The 24,047-nt window shown below is 28.3% G+C and carries 14 protein-coding genes and 1 pseudogene; all 15 read right to left on the reverse strand.

All coding sequences use genetic code 11. From position 1 onward, the window contains the following. Nucleotides 1-11: 11 nt before the first annotated feature. Nucleotides 12-1,640, reverse strand: coding sequence for a recombinase family protein (locus DY249_RS05140; RefSeq protein WP_115595400.1), 1,629 nt, complete (start codon nucleotides 1,638-1,640; stop codon nucleotides 12-14). Next, nucleotides 1,641-3,266 (reverse strand): recombinase family protein, encoded by a 1,626-nt coding sequence (locus DY249_RS05145; RefSeq protein ID WP_115595401.1) that lies wholly within the window; start codon nucleotides 3,264-3,266, stop codon nucleotides 1,641-1,643. It lies immediately after the preceding gene. A 108-nt stretch (nucleotides 3,267-3,374) separates the two neighbouring features. Then, entirely contained in the window at nucleotides 3,375-3,569 is a 195-nt protein-coding gene (locus tag DY249_RS05150) for a hypothetical protein (RefSeq protein WP_125826152.1), read from the reverse strand. 472 nt (nucleotides 3,570-4,041) lie between these two features. Continuing rightward, a complete protein-coding gene (locus DY249_RS05155) occupies nucleotides 4,042-4,443 on the reverse strand; it encodes an RNA polymerase sigma factor (RefSeq protein ID WP_000031932.1) in 402 nt (133 codons plus the stop codon). Nucleotides 4,444-4,993: 550 nt separating this feature from the next. Beyond that, nucleotides 4,994-6,337 carry an MATE family efflux transporter gene (locus tag DY249_RS05160; protein WP_115595403.1) on the reverse strand — a complete coding sequence of 448 codons (1,344 nt, stop codon included), beginning with the start codon at nucleotides 6,335-6,337 and terminating at the stop codon, nucleotides 4,994-4,996. 349 nt (nucleotides 6,338-6,686) lie between these two features. Continuing rightward, entirely contained in the window at nucleotides 6,687-8,471 is a 1,785-nt protein-coding gene (locus DY249_RS05165; RefSeq protein WP_218565045.1) for an ABC transporter ATP-binding protein, read from the reverse strand. After that, nucleotides 8,422-10,158 (reverse strand): ABC transporter ATP-binding protein, encoded by a 1,737-nt coding sequence (locus DY249_RS05170; RefSeq protein WP_115595405.1) that lies wholly within the window; start codon nucleotides 10,156-10,158, stop codon nucleotides 8,422-8,424. Before DY249_RS05170 ends, DY249_RS05165 begins: the two co-directional genes overlap by 50 nt. After that, nucleotides 10,152-11,606, reverse strand: a complete 1,455-nt coding sequence (locus DY249_RS05175; protein WP_115595406.1) for an ABC transporter ATP-binding protein — start codon at nucleotides 11,604-11,606, stop codon at nucleotides 10,152-10,154. Before DY249_RS05175 ends, DY249_RS05170 begins: the two co-directional genes overlap by 7 nt. Continuing rightward, nucleotides 11,603-12,280, reverse strand: coding sequence for an energy-coupling factor transporter transmembrane component T family protein (locus tag DY249_RS05180; protein ID WP_115595407.1), 678 nt, complete (start codon nucleotides 12,278-12,280; stop codon nucleotides 11,603-11,605). The genes DY249_RS05175 and DY249_RS05180 overlap by 4 nt, the downstream gene beginning before the upstream one ends. Beyond that, nucleotides 12,277-12,870 carry an MptD family putative ECF transporter S component gene (locus DY249_RS05185; RefSeq protein ID WP_115595408.1) on the reverse strand — a complete coding sequence of 198 codons (594 nt, stop codon included), beginning with the start codon at nucleotides 12,868-12,870 and terminating at the stop codon, nucleotides 12,277-12,279. The genes DY249_RS05180 and DY249_RS05185 overlap by 4 nt, the downstream gene beginning before the upstream one ends. Nucleotides 12,871-12,904: 34 nt before the next feature. Then, a complete protein-coding gene (locus DY249_RS05190) occupies nucleotides 12,905-13,807 on the reverse strand; it encodes a helix-turn-helix domain-containing protein (RefSeq protein ID WP_115595409.1) in 903 nt (300 codons plus the stop codon). 122 nt (nucleotides 13,808-13,929) lie between these two features. Continuing rightward, nucleotides 13,930-15,006: a saccharopine dehydrogenase family protein gene (locus tag DY249_RS05195; RefSeq protein WP_115595410.1), complete on the reverse strand. Its 1,077-nt coding sequence runs from the start codon at nucleotides 15,004-15,006 to the stop codon at nucleotides 13,930-13,932. A 20-nt stretch (nucleotides 15,007-15,026) separates the two neighbouring features. After that, complete coding sequence (locus DY249_RS05200; RefSeq protein ID WP_115595411.1) at nucleotides 15,027-17,696, reverse strand: TubC N-terminal docking domain-related protein; 2,670 nt, start codon at nucleotides 17,694-17,696, stop codon at nucleotides 15,027-15,029. Next, nucleotides 17,697-22,447: pseudogene (locus DY249_RS05205) on the reverse strand (amino acid adenylation domain-containing protein). A gap of 13 nt (nucleotides 22,448-22,460) precedes the next feature. After that, nucleotides 22,461-24,047 (reverse strand): (2,3-dihydroxybenzoyl)adenylate synthase, encoded by a 1,587-nt coding sequence (locus DY249_RS05215; protein ID WP_115595414.1) that lies wholly within the window; start codon nucleotides 24,045-24,047, stop codon nucleotides 22,461-22,463.

Here is a 24,047-nt window from a genome sequence, read left to right on the forward strand (position 1 = left end):
TCCTCTGACTTTTAAAGTGTGAAAGTAAAGTATACGTCTAATTTTTTATCTTTATGAACAATAATCTTATCAATTAAGCTCCTATAATATCCAGATTGCTCCCTGTCAAGTTGATATAAGTTCTTTGAAAACTCAATTCCTTTTAAATACTTATTCTTTAATTTGGTTAGTTGAGTATCAACTATTCGTCTTTCTCTTTCAATTGTGTTCTTTTGATTATTTTTAACTTCTCTGATTTTTTTATAGTAATCAATTTTAACTTGTCCTTGACAATATTTTTCATATGTTTTTAATATTTCATATTCAAGATCTTTTATTTTCTTGTCCATAGATTCTAAGGACTTCATCTTATTTTGCTTTAAACTTTCATATTTTGATTTAAGAGTTTCATCAACCCATTCAAAGCTAATGTTTTCTTCCATTAATTTTTTTATTTCGTCATTTAATATGCTTTTTAACTGTATCTCTGAAATAACCACATGGTTATTACTCCTATCCTCTTCTAGATTTCTACAACCATAGTAGTAATATCTTCTGCCACAAGAAACAGAGTAGTATCTATATAATTTATTTCCACATATGCCACAAAATAGCAATCCGTAAAAGCAATCTTCTCTTCCCTCATATTTTGGTATCAAGTATTTTCCGAAACTCTTATCATATTTATCTCTTAATAGTTTTTGAACATTTTGAAATACTTTTTTGTCTATAATTGCTTCATGTCTATCTTCAATTCTTATCCATTCTTTTTCTGGCCTTACTTTATTCCTACTACCATCCTCTATCATATTTGTGTATCTGCCTTGGACTAAATTTCCAATATACGCTTCATTTTTTAAAATTCTTTGAATAGACCAATTTCTCCATCCAGGATTCGTTTCTTTGTCTTTATATACTTCTCCTGTTTTATAATAAATGTTTGGCGGATTATATCTTTTTTTATTTAATTCTCTAGCTATCGTTACCATACTTGCTCCATTATTAGCTAATTCAAAGATATAAACTATTTCATCTCTTACTTTTTCATCAACTTTAAATACACTTCCACCTTCTGTTTTTACTGATATATATCCAAAAGGTGGCTTCCCGCCAATATGGTATCCTTTCTTCATTAATTCTTTTTTAGAACTTCTAACTTTTTTTGATATGTCTTTTGAATACATATCATTCATGATATTTTTAATTGTTACTTCAAAGCTTTTCTTGTCATCAAGCCCATTTAAAGAATCTACTTTATCTATAACAGATATAAATCTAACTTTTAAAAATGGGAATATATTTTCTATATAGTTACCTATTTCTAAGTATTCTCTTCCAAATCTTGAAAGATCTCTTACTATAATACAATTAATTTCTTTTGACTTAATATCTTCCATCATCTCTATAAATCCTGGACGCTTAAAATTTGTGCCTGTGAATTCATAATCTTCATAAATTTTTACTACTTGTATATCATTTTCTTCTGCATACTTTCTTCCTATTTCTATTTGGCTATCAATAGATTCACTTTTATTCCTATACTTTTCTTTTCTATCTTGAGATAATCGTGTATATATTCCTGCTCTATATTTAGTTTCTTTTTTAGATAATAGAGCTACTTTGTTATCTTTATTTAAATATCTTTTACTAGTTCTAGCCATTTAGCTTATCCTCCTAGCTGAAGAAATGTTTTTTAAAGAATCTAGCTCCTTATCATTTGCTATCATTTTATTTAATATTTTAAACTCTTCTGCATGATTAAATACTACTTGGATTTCTTTATTCTCTCCAATAACGATCTTATTTACCAACATAACTAATGATAATCTGTCGATTTTATTTAGTTGTTTATTTCTCTTAATTTCATTAATCCATTTTTTGTTTTCTTCTAGAAGTTTATACACATTAGATTTTATATTTTCTCTATTTTGTATTTCTTTATCAATTTCTTTAATTTTACTTTTATAAGCTTCTCTAAACCTATTAAATTCATTTTTTGTCAATATTTTATCTTCTAAATCGCTATATAGACAAGATAGTATAGCTTCGTACTTCTCTTTTTGTCTTATTAACTCACGTCCTTCATAATCAATAGCAGATAATTTTATTTCTTTATTTTTAATCTTCTTATATAGCAACTCTTGAAAAGATATATATTGAGTAAATATATCTTTAATTACTTCTAAAAGTTCTTCTTTTTTTACAGCATGTCTAGTGCAAGAACCATTTTTATTATAATTTGAGCATATATACTGAACTATCTTTTTGCCTCCACTTTTTATTTCTCTTCTTATTAGTGGTGATCCGCAGTCCTTACAGAATATTAAACCAGCAAAAATATCTGGATTTTTATTTCTAGCTTGCCATACATCTCTATCTAATAAATTATTTGCTATATTAAATATCTCTTTTGATACAATTTTTTCATGGCAATTTTTAACTATGACCCAATCATTAGGATTTACACAAATTTCTTTTTCACTTTTGTAGTTTAATTTAATCCTTTTTCCTTGTTCCATATAACCGATGTATACTCTATTTCTGATAATCCTATTTATAGAGTTAACTGACCACTTTCCGCCTTTAATTGGTCTAAATCCCCCATTAAAATTTAATCCTGATTTTTCCTTATAAATTAATGGAGAATCAATTCCAAGATCATTTAAATGGTATGCTATAGAATTAGAAGAATATCCTAACAATTTCATTCCAAATATTCTTTTTACTACTTCAGCAGCTTTTTCATCGATTTCTAATTTATTCTTATTTTCTTTGCTCTTCTTATATCCATATGGAGCAAAAGCACCTATATAATCTCCTTTTTCCCTCTTGACTTTTTGAGCACTTCTTACTTTATTTGATATATCTCTACAATAGCTATCGTTTATGAAATTTTTTATTGGTAATATAAGGTGTGTATCATTCATATCTGCATTTTGGCTATCATAATTATCTGTTATGGATATAAATCGAACCTGCATATCTGGAAATATTTTTTGAATATATCGTCCTGCTCCTATATAATCTCTTCCAAATCTTGATAAATCCTTTACTATCAAAGTGTCGAATTCTTTATTTTCAAGACTTTTTATCATTTCATTAAATTGTGGACGATTATAGGTAGCTCCTGAATAACCATCATCAACAAATTCTTTTAAAATTTCTATTCCTTGCTTATTTGCATAGTTATGAATTAATTCTCTTTGATTTGATATTGAGTTGCTTTCTTCTACATCTCCATCTTCTCTTGATAATCTTAAATAAATACAAGCTTTACTTTTGCACATAAAAAAGCCCTCCTTCATTTTATTCTTTAGATACAAAATTAAATGAAGGTTAGGCTTCCACAATCAAAGTATAACGCTCCTTATTTTTTATTTCAATACTCTTCTTTATTAAAAAATAAATAGTTTTTCTTCTATATATGATTCTACTATGTCGCTTAATGTTAGACCCGTATCTTTAAATGTAAATAGTACTTTGTAGCCATCTATGTCGTAAGTTTTATCACTTGTTTTTTCTTCTTTTTTCAAGCTTTCATTTTGTATACCTTCTTTTATTTTTTGTTCATCTAAATTTAAGTTATTCATACTTCTAAGCTCCTTAAATAAACAGTTAAGTTTTATGACTTTGGTAGGTGTCTTGGCAGACAGCATAGGAATTTCACCTCCGCCTCTTTTTAGATGAGCCGGCATCAACTTTAGAAGTATCATTATCCCCAAGTATTTCATAGCACAGAAAGCCATTTCTGATTTACAGGTACTATTTGTCGCTCTCTTTCTTTTATCCTTCAATTCTTTTTTGAGTATCCATTTAAACCTAATCTTTTAAGCAGAAAGATCTTGGCGTAGTTTGTATCGCTCCATACTTGGTTAACGTCCTATCGTGGTCTATGCAGTTGTCAAGGTTCAATTCTTTCATCTGTATAAATCGAGTGATAAAAAATATCCCTCTATATATAAACCTTAATTTTTAGGCCTCTTGTTTCCATTTTTCTAGAATTTTTTTAATTTTTTCACAAAAAATAGAGAGCAAAGACTGCTCCCCGTTAATATCTTCTTATTATTCTCTTTCAATTATTTTCTTTAGTTTTTGTAATATTTTATTTCTAAGGCTGAATATTTTCTTAGGAGATACTTTTTCTTGTTTCGCTAAATCTCTAATAGTTCTCTCTTCAAAATATAGAGCAATAATTATTCTTCTCTCATATTCGTTTAATTTATCGAGTGCTTTATATAGATCTTCTAACCTTAGTTTAGTTTCTATTATTTTTTCAATATCTACTTTTTTGTCTTCTATGTTTTCTATGGAATCGTTTACTCCTCGAAAATTATAGTCTATATATTTCCCATCTATTCTTTGTAGATATTCTTCATGATTTTTAAGTTTTTTATATTCTTGATATATTTCATCACTTACATATATTTTCTTTCCGTTTACATAAATATATTTTTCTTTAGACATATTATCCTCCTTTTTATTCTCAAATTTATTTTTGAAAATAAAAAAGGAGGACTACGGCATTTTGATATGCCAAGTCCTCTGAAAAATAGAAGCTTAGAAACTAAGAACCGTTTTACATTAAGCCTAAAAAATTAAAATAAATATGCTTTTTAGGCAAGTGGATGTTCTTATAATAATCATATTCGAATTTTTTTTCATTAAAATATCTGCCTCCATTACACCCATATTAAGTAGTTATGAGAATAATCATTATACTTAATATACAAAATTCTATTTAAAGTATTAATGGCTTGAAATTATTCAAAATTTATTTTCCTTTCAAACGTATGAACTTATCCAAACTTTCTTATAAAAATATTCTATAAATCGTAAAATCTTAGCTTTATTTGTTCTTCAATTATTTCAAATTTTAATTTTTCTTAGATCCAGCTAAAAATAGCATGCGTATATCTAAATTTCTGACAATTAAATAACCCATCTATATATCATCATTTCTTTAATTTTCTCCCTTATTATATAGTAAATTATACAAATTGAAGATACTACATCTTTAACCGTTTACCTTCATTTTTGATAGAGTTTTGCCTTGCATTATTAAGCCAACCATTATCATAGTAAAATCTACTACTGGTTCTGCCCACCATACTGCACTAGCTCCAAAAATCTTTGGTAAAATTAATAATGCTGGAACAAGTAATATCAACTGCCTTAGCATTACAATAATTCCTGCTTTTTTTCCATCTCCTATTGCTTGGAAAAAAGTAATAGTCATAATCATAATTCCGTAAAGAATAAATACAGAATAGAATATTCTAAAATTATTAACTCCAGCTGAAATTATGTTCTGACTTACTTTAAATAAGCCAAGTAACTGTCTTGATAAAGCTTGAGACGGTATCCAAAATACAGCTGCAAGGACTGTACCTCCTATAGAAAATATTTTCATAGTTTCTTTTACTCTATCATATTGTTTAGCTCCATAATTTGTACCAATGATGGGTTGTAATCCTTGGCTCATTCCCCAAATTGGTATGAAAGAAAATCCATAAAATCTCAAAGTTGCCGACATTAGTATTGCATTTGAATCTCCTCCATATTTAAAGGCTTGTTTATAAAGCAATGTTTGTTGAACTATAAAGAAAACTTGCATTATCATAGCGGAAAAACCAATCCCAAACATTTCTTTTGATATCTCTTTTTCTTTTCTTATTTTCCCTATTTTTACATTTTCACTTTTATTTCTAAAATAATAAATAGTTAAAATGGCTTGAATTATTTGAGCTGTTACTGTAGCTATAGCTGCACCTTCTATGGCATATTCTCCCATGACTATCATTAGTATTGGATCTAAAACAATATTAATAAAGGCTCCAAAGCCCATAATACTCATCGCCTTTTTCATAAGCCCTTCACCACGCATAACCATATTGGCTGACTGAGTAAAGTTTACAAAAATTGAGCCTAGAAATATTATTCTTAAATACCTTATGCCTAATGCCTTTATTTCTCCTGTTGCTCCAACTAAATCTAAAAAATATGGTCCTAGAAGTATTCCTCCTATTGTTATAATCGTTGAAAAAAAGATAACCCAATAGATAAGATTTCCCATAAGTTTGTCTATAGTATCTTTATCACCTTTTCCCATGGCTCTTGACAAAATCGACGCCGAACCTATTCCTATAAGCGTTGCAACCCCATTATTAAAAAATGTAAGTGGCATAGCTATTGAGCAAGCCGCCATAGCATTCTCACCAATTATTTGTCCAGCAAATATTCCATCCATAAGTGGATATAGGCCTATAACTACCATACCAATAACTGCTGGTATAGATAATTGAAACATTAATGATAAAGGCTTCTTAGTCAATAACTGTTCTTTCATATTTTGTTTCATTTTTAATCACCTCAATAATAAATTCTTCCTTAATATTTTTTCACTATATCATAAATAAAATTTAATCACCTAATTTCAAATAAATTCTAAATCTCAGACTAGATCAAAACAATATCTCTATTCTCATGCACTCTTAAAATCTCACAAACATTGATCATATAATTTAGTATATTTTTTTAATAAAGGATTAAGATTATTTTTGCTTTATGATAAAAATACTCATGATATTTTTAAGAACTAAAAACACATCATCCCTATTTTCCAACATGTCGCCGTATGTTAAATATAATTTAATAACATAGCAATAACACTCTTATAACTAAATATATAGTTTAACAAATTATATTTTTCATTTATAAGTATCTCTTTGCGCATCTACTAAATTCTTATAAAATCCATTAAGTTTTATAAGATCTTCATGATTTCCACATTCAACTATTCTTCCTTTATTAAATACAACAATACTATCACAATCTTTTATAGTATCTAATTTATGAGCTATTACTATTACAGTTTTATTCCTTGTAATACGATTAATTGCCTCTTGTACTAAATTTTCGTTTTGTATATCCAATGCCGAAGTTACCTCATCAAGTAATACTATCGGGGCATCTTTAATTATTGCTCTTGCAATTGAAAGTCGTTGTTTCTCTCCTCCAGATAACAACTTACCATTTTCTCCAATATACGTGTTATATCCATCTGGGAGCTTTGATATGAATTCATGGCAATTAGCTAGCTTTGCAGCTTCAATAACTTCTTTATCTGTTGCATTTTTATTTCCTAATCTAATGTTCTCTAAAATAGTATTATCAAAAAGTAAGACATCCTGAAAAACTATTGAGTAATACTTTAAAAGTTCTTCTGAATTTAATTTTGCTATATCCTCTCCACCTACGCATATTCTACCTTTATTAGGTTTATAAAATCCCGCTGCAAGCTTTAAAGCCGTTGATTTGCCCGAACCTGATGAACCTACTAGAGCTGTCTTTTTCCCTTCTTGAGCAATAAATGTAACATCATTTAATACATTCATATCATCATACCTAAAACACACATTCTCAAATAAAATATCTAATTTTTCCAAATCAGCATTTAAAATATCCTTCTCTACTTTTTCTTCTTTTATACTATCAATACGATCAACCAAAACTTCTGCCTGTAATATTTCTGTTAATGCATTCATAAGTGAATTGATAGGTTCATAAATTAACCCAGAAGAAAATAGAAATACAATAAATGTAAATAAATTAATCTTACTTTCTAAGAGTAAAATGCTCCCAACAAAAATAACGGAAACTATACCTAGCTTCAAAATCATTTGGGCAGAAGCTAATATCGTTGCTGAAAATAATTCTGTTTTTCGCTGCATTTGTTCAAACTTATTTAATCTATTCTTTATACTAATTTTGTAATCATTTTCTAATCCAAATGCTTTTATTTCTTTAACCATTTCTAATGTCATTTGAATTTGATCTGACGCCCCTAATTTTTCTTTTTTAAACGCCTGACTGTATTTTATTTGCATTTTTCTAGAAATAAAGACAACAAAAAATGCAATGGGAATAACCCAAAATAATGCCAGTGTCAACTTAAAATTCAAAAATGACATAGCCACAAAAATAATAATTGTTGAAATTAAAGTGCCATAACATTGAGGAATAACATGAGCAAGTGCATGCTCAATACCAGATGTATCTGTCATAATAATTGTTGTTAAATCTGCAAGATCTCTTTTTGCGAAAAATGATAATGGAAGTTTTCTTAAAAACTCAGCTATTTCAATTCTTCGATTTGCACTTTCCTTATAGATATCTATAAATGTTTTAGTATACTCTATATATGTCAGTACCGTCATTATTGCAATAACGCATAATGATAAAAATAAATATTTTGTAATAGGCAAAGCCATATCAGTTTTTTCTGAACTAATGTGCATGAACATCTGTGATAAAACATAGGTGCATATTCCGACTGGAAGCATTTTTGAAATATTAGTTAACGCATTAAAAAAAATTCCTTGTCTAACAAGTTTATATTCCTTTTCTGATAAATTATACTTATTCTTCACCAACTCAAGCATCCTATATCCTCCAATCTTCTGAATCTGTATATTGTTGCCACATACTTGCATACAACCCATCTCTATGAATCAGCTCCTTGTGATTACCTTCTTCCATAATCTTTCCAGAATCCATAACAATGATTTTGTCTGCATTTGTGACTGAATTAAGCCTATGAGCAACTAATATAACCGTCTTGTTTTTTGAAATTTCCGTTATAGCTTTGTTAATATAAAACTCATTTTCAGAGTCACAACCAGATGTCGCTTCATCAAGAACTATTATTGGAGAATTTTTTATAAATGCCCTTGCAAGTGCTATCCTCTGTCTTTCTCCTCCAGACAAATAAACACCTTTTGTCCCATATACACTGTTCAATCCGTCTGGTAACTTATTAATAATACCCTTACATTGAGCAATATTTATAGCGTCTTCAACTTCCTTTTTTGTAGCATCTTTTCTACCAATTTTTATATTATCTAGCAAACTAATTGGAAATAATTTAGTTTCTTGAAAAACAAAAGAAATATTTTCCATTAAATCTCTGGTACTTATTTTTTCAATATTCTTATCTCCTATTAATATCTCCCCCGAATTAGGATTAAAAAATTTCCCAATTAATGATAAAATAGTACTTTTACCTGATCCTGATAATCCCACTATAGCAACTTTAGAATTTTCATCTATAGTAAAGGTCACATCATCTAACACTAAAGATTCATTCTCTGGATAAGAAAAACATACATTATTAAATTTAATACTCCTTTTATCTGGAAACTTTTCAAAATTCATCTCATTAAATTCATAATTTGTAATATTTTCTATACGTTTCAACGCTTCCTTTGCTTGAATAAGATTTTCTCCTGTTAACATTAGTCTCATTAATGTTGTAGAAATCAATGGACTAAGTAATATAAAAAATATCAAATTCAAAAATACTTCGCTTTTATTTCCTGTTTGATTAAACAAAAACGTCGCCAGCATAATTAAAATAATAAAAAAACTATTTAATGATATTGAAAACAGAGTTTTAGGAATGCGACATTTTTCTGCATAACCCAAAACTAAATCTCTATATTCTATTATTGTTTCATGGAATTTTCTAAAGCTGAACACAGTCTGTTGAAACACTTTTATTATTGGTATTCCCCTAACATACTCAACTGCTTCTTTATTCATCTGCTCTTGCATTGTCATAATTTTGCCCATCATCGTTTTATTTGAACCGCCCATCATCATATATATACAAACCATTGATATTATTAATGGAATAAAACAAGCTATCCCCATTCTCCAATCAAAATAAAAAAAACTAATAATGATAGCAAATGGCATAACAACAGTTGCCGAAAAATCTGGCAATTTATGTGCTAAAAAGTCTTCGGTTAAAATTGTATTCTCATCAATAGTTTTTCTTAGCTCTCCAGTGGATCTAAGTTCAAAAAAACCCAATGGCATATCAATAAGCCTGTTCATAGCATTTATTTTCAAATTTTTAGCAACTCTGAAAGCAGAAATATGTGCTAATGAAAGCCCTAAAAAATAAATTGCAATACTAACTATTGATGATATTATTGCAATTCTAGCATAAGTCATTATTGTTAAATCGCTCATTCCTTCTATATAAGTCTTTATAATTTGAAAAATACACACTAGCGGGATGATAGACATAATTGAACTAATCACAGACAACAAACAAGCTATTATTGTTAAACATCTGTATTTCCCCGCATATTTCAAAAGACCTTTACTTAACATAATCTATTTTCATCTCCTTTTAATTTTTTTAAAATCTTTTCTTTGTCTTCATAAGGAACTAATTCTCTAAAAGATTGTTTACTTAAATCTAAAACTAAATCACAACATTCCATCAAAAATTCATAATCATGTGAAATAATAATTATAATTTTTCCTTTTTTTTGGAGTTCTCTTATTTCACCTGAAATCAAATGCATATTCTCACCATCTAGCCCACTTGTTGGCTCATCAAAAATATAAACTTTACGATCTAACAATTGAGCTGTTGCAATTGTTAATCTTTGCTTTTGTCCGCCTGACAAAATTTGCGGATGAATTCCTTTTGTCTTTTCCAAATGAAACCTTTTTAATATTTCTTCTATATTTGCGTTTTTATCACTAAGTCTTAACTCATCCTCTGGGGTTACTTCAAATAAATTATTATCAGGATTATTAGAGAGATAATATACATATTCTCTTCTTTTGTTTTTCTTTAATAAAGTCCCATTATAATGAACCGTTCCTGACTTTTCTTTTAAAATTCCGCTTAGTACCTTAGAAAGAGTGCTTTTTCCAACACCATTTTCTCCTATAATGCCATATACTTTTCCATCATTGAATGAATATGATAAATTACTAAAAATATTATATTTACCATAAGAAAAGCTTAATTTATCTATATCAAGTTTGTTGATAGATTTACAATTAACTAATTTAGGAGATATTAACTCTAACAAAAACGTCCTTAATCCAAGTTCCTTATAGTTCATTTCAGTCATATCCAGTAACTCTTTCTCTGTATAACTACAAACTACTTCTCCATTATCAATGTAATAATATTTATCAACAATCCCTTTAAGATAATACATTCTATGCTCAGAAATAATGATTGTTTTACCCGAATTCTTTAATGAAATAATTAATTTTTTTAAAGCTTCAACACTTTTCATATCCAAATTGGATGACGGCTCATCGAAAACATAAATAGGTGGATCAAGTGCATTAATTGATGCAATGGCAACCTTCTGCCTTTCACCACTTGATAGACAAAATAAATTTTTATATTTTAAATCTTGACCTCTAATTGAATTTAAAGATAGTTCTATTCTTTTTAGCATTTCTTTTCTTCCAATACCATAATTTTCTAGCCCAAATGAAATCTCGTCTTCTACTATTTCTGCAAAAAATTGACTCTTAGGATTTTGAAATATTGAACCTACCTTTCTTCCAATTTCATAAAGTTCTCTATCACAAGGGTTCATTCCGTCAATATAAATTTCGCCATTAATAATTCCATTATAAAACTTATATGCTAATCCATTAAATATTCTTGTTAAAGTTGTCTTTCCACAACCACTAGACCCAATAAGTGCAATAACTTCTCCTCTTTTAATATCTAAATTGATATTTTTTAATATAGGTTTTGTTCCTTCTGAGTAAGAAAAATTAACATTCTTTAAATCAATCATAAAAATGCCACCTTCTCCAAATAAATTAATAGAATTGTAGCCAGAACTGTACATACAACCACAAAAAAATCTCGAATTCTAAATTTTATTTCTATTCGTGATGTATGCTTACCTTCAGCAGATATTCCTCTTACTTCAGAAGCAGCCGCTAATTCTTCAGCAATCTTAGACGCTGAAAACATCATAGGAACAAAAATGTATTCCATTGTAAGCATAGGTTTCTTAAAAGAAATAAGGCCTCTAAGCCTTAAAGAGTCTATAATTTCTTTAAACTCCGCCTTTACAATTGGTATAAATCTCATCATAAAAATTAATGGAAGTGCCACATTTTTATGAATTTTAAGTTTTCTCATTACTGCCATCAATTCTCCTGGTGGAGTTTTTATAATTGGTATACCAGAGAGCAATATTACTAAAGTCCTAAGCATAATAAATAAAAACATTTCAGGAAGAAAAATTCCAAACCCCTGTCCATTAGAAATAACTCTTAATATTACAATTAATCCAATTGCATACATAACTTTAATTGTAAACATGCCATATCCTGTTAAAAATAAATATATTAATAAAATAGCAATTAACAAAAAAAATACAGCATCTTTGGACAGCACCGCTACCAAATATACTGTACTTAAGAATACTGCAAATTTGGAACGAAAGTCCAAATTAATCATTTAATTATCCCTGTCTTTCTAAAATGTTTTTGAGTCATCTTATTTCCTAAATAGCATCCAACAATAGCCGCTACTGCAGTTAATGACAAAGAAATAATAACCCACTTTATATCCGTATAATACTTGGTTTGAATTTGAACCTGTTCTAAAGATACTCCTGAATTAATAAAAGCATTCTTAAAAAACCAAATCTCACTCATGCCATGTGCAGCTCTCGTAAGCGATGTAATAATCCATGCAACAGTAATCCTCTTAATACTTCTATAACTATTTTTCCCTATCATAGAAAGTTCTGCAATAATGCCCCCACATACAAACCAAGGAATCATAAAAGGTCCCATAAACATAGCCGCCAAAATAGCTTGTAATACATTATAAATTAAAGCTACTCCTGGTTTGCCTACCTTCATAGACATATAAACAAAAAATGGTCCTAAAATCAATGCCGCAAATACTGCATTAAAAATCATATTAAAAAATAATGACGCTCCTGTAAGCATAGAAAAAACTATAAAAACAACAATCATTATTGCTGAAAAAATACCTATCGTAGCTAAATCTTTTACTGATAATTTCTTTGAATTTTTCATAAATCCCTCCTAATCTTTAACATGTTTAATGATATCATATATCATTAATAAGTCTTGTTTTTTTAGACGCATTGTGTCCTAAAAGACACGATTTATATCCAGTAGGAAAAATGCCGTATTCTTTTTTAAATGCTTTAGAAAAACTTGAATAATCTGAATACCCTACAGCTACTGCTATCTCAGTAATACTCTTATTTGTATCCCGTAATAAGTTTGCTGCCTCTTTTAATCTTCGATTTCTTATTGTTTCGTTTATTGTTTCATTGTATACAAATTTATAACATTGTTTCATTGTAGTCATTTTTATGTCAAATAAGTCTGACAAGCTTTTATATGTGTAATGCTTAAAATAATTATTATTAATAAATTTATTTATGTTTTTAATTACATTTATATTGCTCTTCATATAATATTTTCTATCACTATTAGTCTTAAAATCTCTCACTTTATTTAGATAGTGAAATAATTCCTGTATCTTTATTTTTAAATAAGTTTTAATATTATTATTTGGAGATGCATTATAAATTTCACAAAAAATATGATGTACTTCGTCAGAAGATCTTTTTATAAATAATCTTTCTCCTTCACATATATGACTAAGTATTTTTTCATAATTGATCTCAAATATCTGTTGTAAAACGATCGCTTCTTCATCAAATTTCGAAACATCAATATAAATTGTTATCCCACTATAAAACCCTATAGGAAATAATGATTCCATTGGCGAATTATTTAACACGTTAATCGAAAAATCTCCTGGAGACATATATGTTATAGTTCCATCTTTCAACTCACATTCAAACCTGCCTTTTTGACAATGATTTATTTCATATATATGTGAAGCTTCATCAAAATGAATATTATGCCTATAATTTCTTTCACAAATATTATTGTAAACTATATATATACCTCCTAATACTTCATACTCCCCACTCATATCTTTCTCCAATTTTTGATTATTGTAATGTCTTTGAAACTAAAAAGAAACATTCCATACTCTAAATCCATCATTATATCGTAATCTACATATTGCAACATTTGAATTTCTAAATTCATTTATTATAAGCACCCCTCATCATATTCAGTATTTTCAACTTCCAAAATATCATTTATTAATCTCAACTTGGTCATTTCCGAAAATATCACTTCAGAATCAATTAATTCAAATGGTCTCAATATCCCAATATTTAATTTTGAGCTATACAAGATTTCTTGTATAATCTTATATAGAATATACGCAGAAATAGTATAACTATTTTCTAATATTATTTCTAATGTCAACGCTTTATTTTTTCCATTTTTTTCACCCTCTACCTCTATCTTATATAAACTCCCATCAAAGTTAGAATTATTTATATAGCTAAACTCATTAGTTAAAATACCTTTTACATTTTCCCAACAATTGTCTTTCACTGGAAGTTTATAGTAGATGTCTTTTAATAATAAATACTCCTCTTCGCTAGAGTACAAATTATTAAAATGCATTTCATCTATATTTAAAAAATTTGAAACATCTACCATTTCATTGCTTATAAATCCATTGCAATAAAAACCTCTATCCAAATATTCTATATATTTTTTTGTAATGTAATTCTTTTCTCTTTTATATCGCTTCGATTTATAATAATGGGATATTTGCCCATACCCCATATTAACACTCATTAATATATCTAATAATCCAGAAGCTGTTATTTCGCCCCCACTAAAATAGGACATATCCATTTTCGAAATCTTACTAAAATATCTCTTTTTTATCCAACAAGAAATAATACCGCTGAACCCTGGGCAATCCCCAGCAGAAATAACAATCAATGAATTTATATCACTTTGTATATTTCTAAGAATAAATTCATCACCAAATACATCTATATAAATTTTATTATGCTTAATAACTTTTTCAGCAATAAATTGTCCATAATAAAAAGTGGGACCTATGCAATTTACAACTATATCGACATTTTTTAAAAAAGTCTCAAAGTCATGTTTATTATAAATATCAAATATAAACTGCCCATCTAAATTTTTTTTATCAGATCTACTTGCCTTTACAAAGTTTATGCCTTTTTTTTCTAAATAATTGCATAATTTAACTCCAACTTTACCATTTGATCCTAATATTCCAATTCTATAGTCCATAACAGGTTTCACCTTACTTACTATAATAGATCTTCAATAATCTTAATAGAATTTTCTTTATTGATAACGCTAAAATGATCTCCATTTACTGAGTAATAAATTATATTTCTATCTACTACTTTCTTCCATAAGTTTTCATTATCACTAAATAGACTTGCCCCTTCCATGAAAAAATTATTTGTATTAAAATTACCATGTACAAATTTTAATACTCCTTTATATGATGAAGGTCTATACTCTGATGCAGCCAAAAAGAATTTTTTAAAAATATCAAATGTATTAACATACTGAGTAGGTATTAATTTACCTTCTTCGTAATCTTTTAACTTGGTATATAACTCTTTATTGGTATACTTAGTTTCTTTTACACCTCTTTCGAAACTATTAATCCTGTTATTTTCTATATATTCCATTACATTTTCTATTTCTGATAACGAAATTGGGTTAGTGCTTTGTTTATTCCCAATTACCTCTCCAAATACTATGCCCATCAAAAAATTCGATTCTAAATATTTTTTTAAAATATTATTTCCATACAATATACTACCTTCATTCAAATATGAACTAATCAAAACTACTTCAGATAAATTTATATCTTTATCAAGAAGTATACGTCCTGTTTCTAAAGCCAATAAACCTCCAACGCAATGACCTACCAACACAATTTCTTGCTCTTTGAATTGTGAAATTATAATACTAGAATATTTAATTGCTAAATCTTCATAAAGTGACTCTATATTAAATTCTTTTATGTTCTCTATTCTAAACCCATATATCGCTACATTTTTCTTCTTTTCATTCAAAACATTTACGAAATTATTATATATATTTAACTCTCCTGTACCATCATGAAAAAATATATAAACTTTATTAGGATCATCACAGCTTACCAATTCAGTTATATTATAATTTTCGTTAATCTCATTCTTAATATTGTTGTTATTAAAGTCCTCCAGAAATAAAGCTAAATCTTTTAAAACAGGATATCTAAATATAATATCTGTAAACTCTTTCCACTTTAACATCTTAGTTTTAGGGTATTTATTCCAAAGCTTCGTTATCAATTGTGTAATCACTAAGGAATCACCGCCAACTTCAAAAAAATTATCCGTAGACTTAATGTCCTCCGATTGTAATATTTCTTCCCATATTTCAATCATTTCGACTAATATCTTCTTGTCTACTTCTTCATTCTTTTCCTCAGTACCTACTTTTATAGATGTTTCTTTGTCAATATCATCTACAACTACAACTTTTTTTAGACAATCATCAATGGAATCTCTAACTATTTTTTCATTTATGCTATAACTATCATTAAAATTTCCAACAAATAATCTTTGACCCGTAAACGATAGATCACTATTTTTTTGAGGAAAATCAATCCATATATTTGCTTTACAAACTTCAAACATCTTCATCCATTGTTTATATGTGAAAAATACACCATTATCTTTAGCTCTATCATCATAAAAATTTGATAATGCATCGTTCAACTCTATTGATGTAAGCAAAAATTCAGGTTCAGTTGTTTCATCTATAATTATAAAAATCCCTTTATCTTTAATGAGATAATTTATATTCTTCAAAGCCTCAAACCCATTTTTTGAATTATGTAACATATTAGCACATAATATAATATCAAACTTTTCGTTGCTAAATCCTTGTCTATAAACACTATCATTTATATCAAAAATTTTATACTTCATATTTTGAGTGCCATATTTTTCTTTAGCTTTATTGAGAAAATAAAAAGATATATCTGTGTAAAAATATTCAAAATTTTCATTTTTTATTTTATCAACTATAAATCTTGTTGTGCCACCTATTCCCGCTCCTATTTCTAGAATTTTGACAGCCTGTTCTTTCTCAGACGCTTGTATATAAGAATAGACTATATTAGCCACCAATTTATTAAAAAGCCTACTTCCTTTATTATTACTATATACACCTACTGCACTATTGTCTGAGCCTTCTGGAAATAGAATATCCACTGTATTAACTTTCTTCTGTAAGATATCAAGAAGAAAATCCGAACATTTATTCATGTAATTAAAAAAATCATGACCATAATTTATCTTCTCTTCTATATTCTCAAAATTTTTCCAATAATCCTCAGCTATCTTATCTACGTAAGAATAATCCAAAATTTTATAACCCTCGTTGCCTTGCATTACAATATTATTTTCTACGAGAACTCTTAGCCACTTTTCAATAAAACATTCATAGCTAACATCAATTTCAAGTATATTTATTATTTCTTTTAAACTGTAATATTTATTTTCTTTAAACACGCCTTCGCAATAAAAAGTCTTAAATATATCACGCAACGCTACGTCATTAGCACTATTCACCCATTTAGATAAATTATTATCATTTATTAATTTTGTAGCTTCCCTCTCAAAAATTTTGACTTCATCTATAGCATTTTCTTTGATATCAATATAATTACTTTCTTCATTAAATGAAGGTTCAATCTCTACTAAAGCATCATTGCCTATAATCTTTATTCTTTTTATTCTACTTTCTTCTCTAAGATATTTTATTAGTTCATCCTTATGAGTGCGTATAATATTTTTAATTTTTTCATTCATTACTCCTACAGGTGATTTATAGGCTATCTTCCCCTCATTTTCCCAAATTAATATTCCCTTTGAATTTAAATCATTAATTAATTCTTTTATATTTCCCATCTAAATAATCCCTTCCTCATAAAAATTTTCATTTTGTATAATATTACAACATTCAAAAAATGATTCATCTTCTAACACATCAAATAACACTTTTTTAAAAATCCCAAACTTTTCTTTTATTTCATTTTCCTCAAACATATCAGTTAAGTAATCCCAATTAATTACATACTTTCCCTCTACTACACTAACCTGTAAATCAAGATATACTCCTGGTGTCTGAGTTAAAACTTCTTTTATTTTACCTATATTGCTCATATTTATATCAATATCATATCCAACAGTATTAGTATATACTATCGGCATATTTTCATACATACTCTTGTTTTGTCTTCTTAATTCTCTAAGAACTCGAGTACCTTCAAAAGACATATGCTGAATATCCTTTAATAAATTATCTTGTATTCTATTCATTCTTTGATATAAAGATTCATTAGAATTGTAATTTATAGTGTGAAGAAGGTTTGACGTGTAATCTGCAATTTCTCCAAAATAATCATATACATTTTTTTGATTATTTATTACAATTACATTTATTGTATAATCTGTAGAATTACTCCAATAATGTATTACTTCTGAAAATAATGAAAGAATAATGTTTGAAGTCGTTATTTTATATTTGCTTGAAATATATGATAATTTTTCAACCTGATCTTCCGTTAATATTGTTGAAATCCTTTTAAAATACCCTGAACTTCTTTCTTGCTTTATAGAATCTTTTATCAAATTAGGTGCTGGAAATATATCATTAATTTTATTTTTCCAATATCGTTTATCTAACTCCAACTTATCATCATTTATTTTAGGCATACTACCTCTAATTAAAGTAAACCCTTCCGCATCCGAATTTTTATACAATAAATTCAACTCGTTAAGAATATGCATAATACTTGGAGCATCAAAATATATATTATCAAAACAAATATGCATAATTGTCTTACTATCATCCATTTTTGTTACTTCAATCTTAATAGGATCAAATAAATTTTTCTCATCAATGAAATACATGATCCTATTTCTTATATTTTCTAAAAGTTCTTTTTTACTTTTCGCAGATTCATTACTTAATTCATTATATTTGATTTCAATATCTGGTTTAGGTATACTTTCAAAGTATCTTCCATTATCACTTATGGTATTCTTAAATATATTATATTTATTAATAATTTTGTTTAATGAACTTTTTATTTTTATGACATCTAAATTTTTGCATTCTAATTCAATATAAAAGTTAGAATTCTGCCTTTCCAAATTTCCATACCCTACTCTATTTAACCAATATGAATGTTGCAATTCTGTTAGAAATACTTTTTCTTCATTTAACCCAAAACTCTCAGATTCACATTCTTTATGTGGCTTTATTTCGCTCTGTATTATATCGCACAACTGAAAAATAGAATCACTAGTGAATATATCTTTCATATTTAATTCAATATTATATTTATTATTCAGTTTCAATAATATATTAAGTGCAACTAACGAATCTCCTCCATTTTCAAAAAAATTTGAATTTACTTCATAATAAGGATTTTTAGTAACTTCTTTAAAAATATCAACTATTTCTCTTGAAAGTTCTTCTCTAGAATTATTATAGCTTCTATTCTTATATATATCCTCTGTTGCATTTTCCGCAATTTCTATTAACTTTTTAACATTCACCTTTCCATTTTTGTTTACTGGAAATTCTTTTATAAAAATTAATTTATCTGGGATCATATACGGAGGAAGTACGTCTATAAATAATTCTTTGCAATTCAATTCAACATTATTCCCTAAAACAAATGCATATAAGCTATTTCTCCTATAGTTAGTAATGACTTTTACATTTTTAAAATTCAATTTTCTTCTAACTGCTTCTTCAATCTCACCCAGTTCAATTCTATAACCCTTGATTTTAACTTGCTTATCTATTCTTCCAAGAAATTCAATAGTTCCATCATTCCATGTTGTTCCACTATCTCCAGTTCTATACCATCTAAGGTCTTCTTCTACAAAGAATTTTTTCTCAGTTAATTCTTCATCTCCATAGTAGCCTTTAGCTACGCCAACTCCACCTATAAGTAATTCTCCCTTAACATAGTTCGGACAAACTCTACCAAAACTATCAGCAACTCTATATACTTGGTTCTTTAAAGGCTTTCCATATGGAATAGAAACCCAGCCGTCTGATATTTTTCTTGGTACATTCATATAGTTTGACCAAATTGATGCTTCTGTAGCTCCGCCCATAGCCACAACAACAGAATTCATTTTATCGCTAATATTATAGAATCGTTCTGGTAAATTTATCGCAATCCAATCGCCCGAAAGCATAACTGTTCTAAATGGCAATTGTCTATTTTTCCCTTCAGCCATAGTTACAATCATATCAAATAAAATCGGTACAGAATTCCATATTGTCACTTTATATTCATCTATTAACTTTAACCACTCATCAGGATTCCTATAATTATCTTCACTTGTTGTAACTATTGTGCCCCCTGCACGAAGAACTCCAAAAATATCATAAACCGACAAGTCAAAGTCTATCGCAGATACCATTAATATTGTATCTGCAGAATTAACGTCATATTTTTCATTTAAATCAATACATGTATTAATGGCACTTGTATGCATAATTTCAACCCCTTTTGGAATTCCTGTTGTCCCTGATGTCATAATAATATATGCACTGTCATATGGGCTAACTTGAACCGGACTTTCTAATCTCTTATAACTATTCATTCCTTTATCTAAATCGATGAGCTTAACTTCTTCATTATTCAAAGAACATTTAACTATTGTTTCCTCGTCACTTATTATGTGATTTATACCAATTTGTTCATATATTTTGTTCCTTCTGTCACTTGGTTGAGAAATGCCTATTGATACATATGCCGCCCCTATAAATAAAATTCCGAAAATTGCATAAAGCTGTTTGCTACCCCTTGGGAGTGTAATTCCTACATATTCTCCTTTTTTGACGCCATCATTATATAAATAATCTGCAAGTCTTAAAGAAATATCATAAAGTTTACGATATGTAATTTGCTCTTTGGTTTCAGAATCTATAATAGCCACCTTATCAGGATTTAATTTTACATTTCTAATAAATCCATCATATAAGGTTTCATCAGGATATTTAAGTGGTAAGATTTCTTCAACTTCTTGCTTTCTAATAATCTTTTGGCTCTTAGGCAAAACATCTACTCTTTTCCCCCAATTATCGTCAGTGTCAAGGAAATAAGTAATGTATATAAAGAATTAATCATATCATCTAGTAACTCAATTGGGAAAAGTTCATCTACAGTATCCCAGCAAAGAATTAAATCTCCATCTACAACATACGTTTGAAAATCTATCCAAACTCCTGGAGTTTGCGAAATCATATACGACAACTTTCCAAACTCCTTTCTTGACAATTCTGTTTCCAACGGATAATCTATATTACATGCAAAAACAACAGGTGCTACATTCACACTTGTTCCTTGTTTCCTTGATATATCTCTTTGAACTTGTACTCCACTATATGCACTATGAGATACATTTTCTAAAAATGTCTTATTTGTTCTTTTTAAAGTATCCAAAAAACTTGAATCATCTACTGACTCATATTCCACTAATAAAATATTTGTAAAATCACCTACCATATTTTTTAAATTCTCATTAGATAAATCCCTATTAAATAATGGTATATTTATAAAAAATTTCTTTTGATTGCACCATCTTTCAAGAATAAGTGCATAAGCAGTCAGAAGCACCATGGATGGCGTACTTTTGTAAGACGCCGCTATGCTTTTTATAGTATTCCATTGTTCTTTTTCAATAATTCTTATTCTTCTTGTAAATTTTGTTTCTTTGATTTGCTCTGGTTGTTTTTTTAATGGTAAATTTGGTCTTTCTATCTCAAATGAATTAATTTTTTGTTTCCAAAAAAGTTTATCATCTTCATAATTTGAATTATTATCTAAGTCCTGCATATACTCTTTAAATGTATAGGAGTCCAAGCAATCAAGGCTTACATCTGAATAAAGTTCAGCCAACTCTTTGATGATAATGCTCATACTCATTACATCAGAAACAAGTAAATCTATATCAAAAAATATCCTAAATTTATTATTCAAAAGCTTCGCTAGGGACAACCCAGCAACTTGACCTTCATTCACATTTAATTTCCTATGAGATAATTGTGTTCTAATTTCTATCAATCTTAAACTTGATGTTTCCTCATCTAAAGTAGATAAATCAAAAATTTCTATCTCTTCATCATATGGCTTCCCCATTATCTCTTGATAACCATCTTTCGTAAATTTAGCCCTAAGCATAGGATGCCTATATTGAAGTTTATTCCAAGCTTTTTTTAATCTATCCTCCTTAATATTTTCTCCATCTATTTCAAGATAAGCGTGACATCCGACTCCACCTAAAACTTGGTCATCTTCTCTGCCTATTAAATAAGAATATTGGATATCTGTTAACTCAAACTTATTATCATTACTTTTGATAATTGATGACTTCTTATTTTTATCATTTTTTACTTTAGAATTATCTATAAGTTCTAACCATTTAAACAAGCTTGGATCGTCCATAAGTTCTGCAAATGAAATTCTTATCCCTAATTTTTTTAACTTTCCAGATAGTTGCATAACTTGAATGGAACTCAAACCTTTCTCTATTAAATTTTCATCTTCTAAAATTTTCATACCTACAAATATGCTTTTTAACCAATCTTCCACTAAAAGCTTAGCTTCTTTTCTCACATTACTAAATTCCATTCAAAATCCTCCTCTAAAAAGTTCCTTTTAATTTATTCCTATCTATTTTCCCTAGTGCTGTCAGTGGCCAAGCATCAATATACTCAACAATATCCGGTAATTTAAACTCTGCTACATTGTTTGAAATTAAGAATTTTCTAATATCCTCTAAGGTAAGTCTTTTATTATCATCAGCTAAAATGAAGACAGCTATTATTTCCCCTTGCATATAATCATGAATGCCAACAACTTGTACAGAATCTATGTGGTCATTAGTTAGCAAAATCTCTTCTAATTCCTTAGGGATTATTTTCTCGCCTGACCTATTAATTATCTCCTTAATCCTTCCCACAATTTGATAATTATCATCTTTCATTTTTCTAGCTCTATCTCCTGTTTTAAAATAGCAATCATTTGTTATACATTTTTCATTTATTTTCGAAAGATTATAATAGCCGTAAATAGTATATGGTCCCCTCACGATTAGTTCCCCGTATTCCTCAATTTCAACTTCTTTACCATTCTCATCCACTATAAGTACCTCATCATATTTACTTATTGGTTTACCTTGTGTGTTAAACCTAGTGAAGTCGCTATCTAAAATATCTGTTGTCATGATTAACCCCTCAGCAATTCCAAATATTTGCTGCAATTTTGTATTGAATTCTCTTTCTATTCTCTTAGCAAGTTGCGGTTCTAAAACTGAACCACCTACCTGCAAAATTTCTAAAGATGATACGTCGTAATCCCCTTCCTTTAAAAATTCCATACAAACATTTGCAATCGCTGGCACTAATCCTGTTATTGTTACTTTTTCTTCTTCAATTAACGGAAGAATTTCGTCTGGACTAGTAACTGAAGACAGCACTACTTTTCCACCTACAGAAAATGTCCCCAATATTCCTGGACAACAAAGTGGGAAATTGTGAGCGATTGGTAACGCTGCAAGATATACACTTTCGCTCCCCATCTTGCATCTTTTTGCTACTTCTGCAGCTACATAAATATAATCACAATGCCTTCTTGGTATAAGTTTTGGTTTCCCTGTAGTTCCACCAGATAATAACAAAAGTCCAGTCGATCTATAATCAAATGTTTTTATTTGATATAGATAATCTTTATCAATAAGTTCGTAAAAATTTTTATATTCTTGATTCTCTCCAAGAATATAAATTTCAAATTCATTTTCAATATCATCCTTTATATCTCTAATCATATCAACATAAGAAAATCCCAAATATCTATCTTTACCTATATAGGCAACTGCTTTTGACTCTTCTATTATTCCCTTTAATTCATTTTTTCTATGAGCAGGTAATGTCAAAACTGGTATTACACCTATCTTAAACATGGAAAACAAAATTAACACAAACTCACTACAATTTGGAAACTGTAATACTATTTTATCTCCAGCCTTAAAGCCAGCCTTCAATAACCCATTTGCATATTCGTCTGATTTTCTGTCTAACTCATCATATGTAAACTCTTTATTTCCATCGACTAAAGCAACTTTATTCCCAAAACTACTTGAACATTCTGATACAAATTCTCCCAATGTAATATGTTGCCAAACTGTTTCGTCGTAAAATTTTTCTAATTTATTCTTTAATTCTATGTCCAT

The organism is Anaerococcus octavius (assembly GCF_900445265.1).
GTDB lineage: Bacteria > Bacillota > Clostridia > Tissierellales > Peptoniphilaceae > Anaerococcus > Anaerococcus octavius.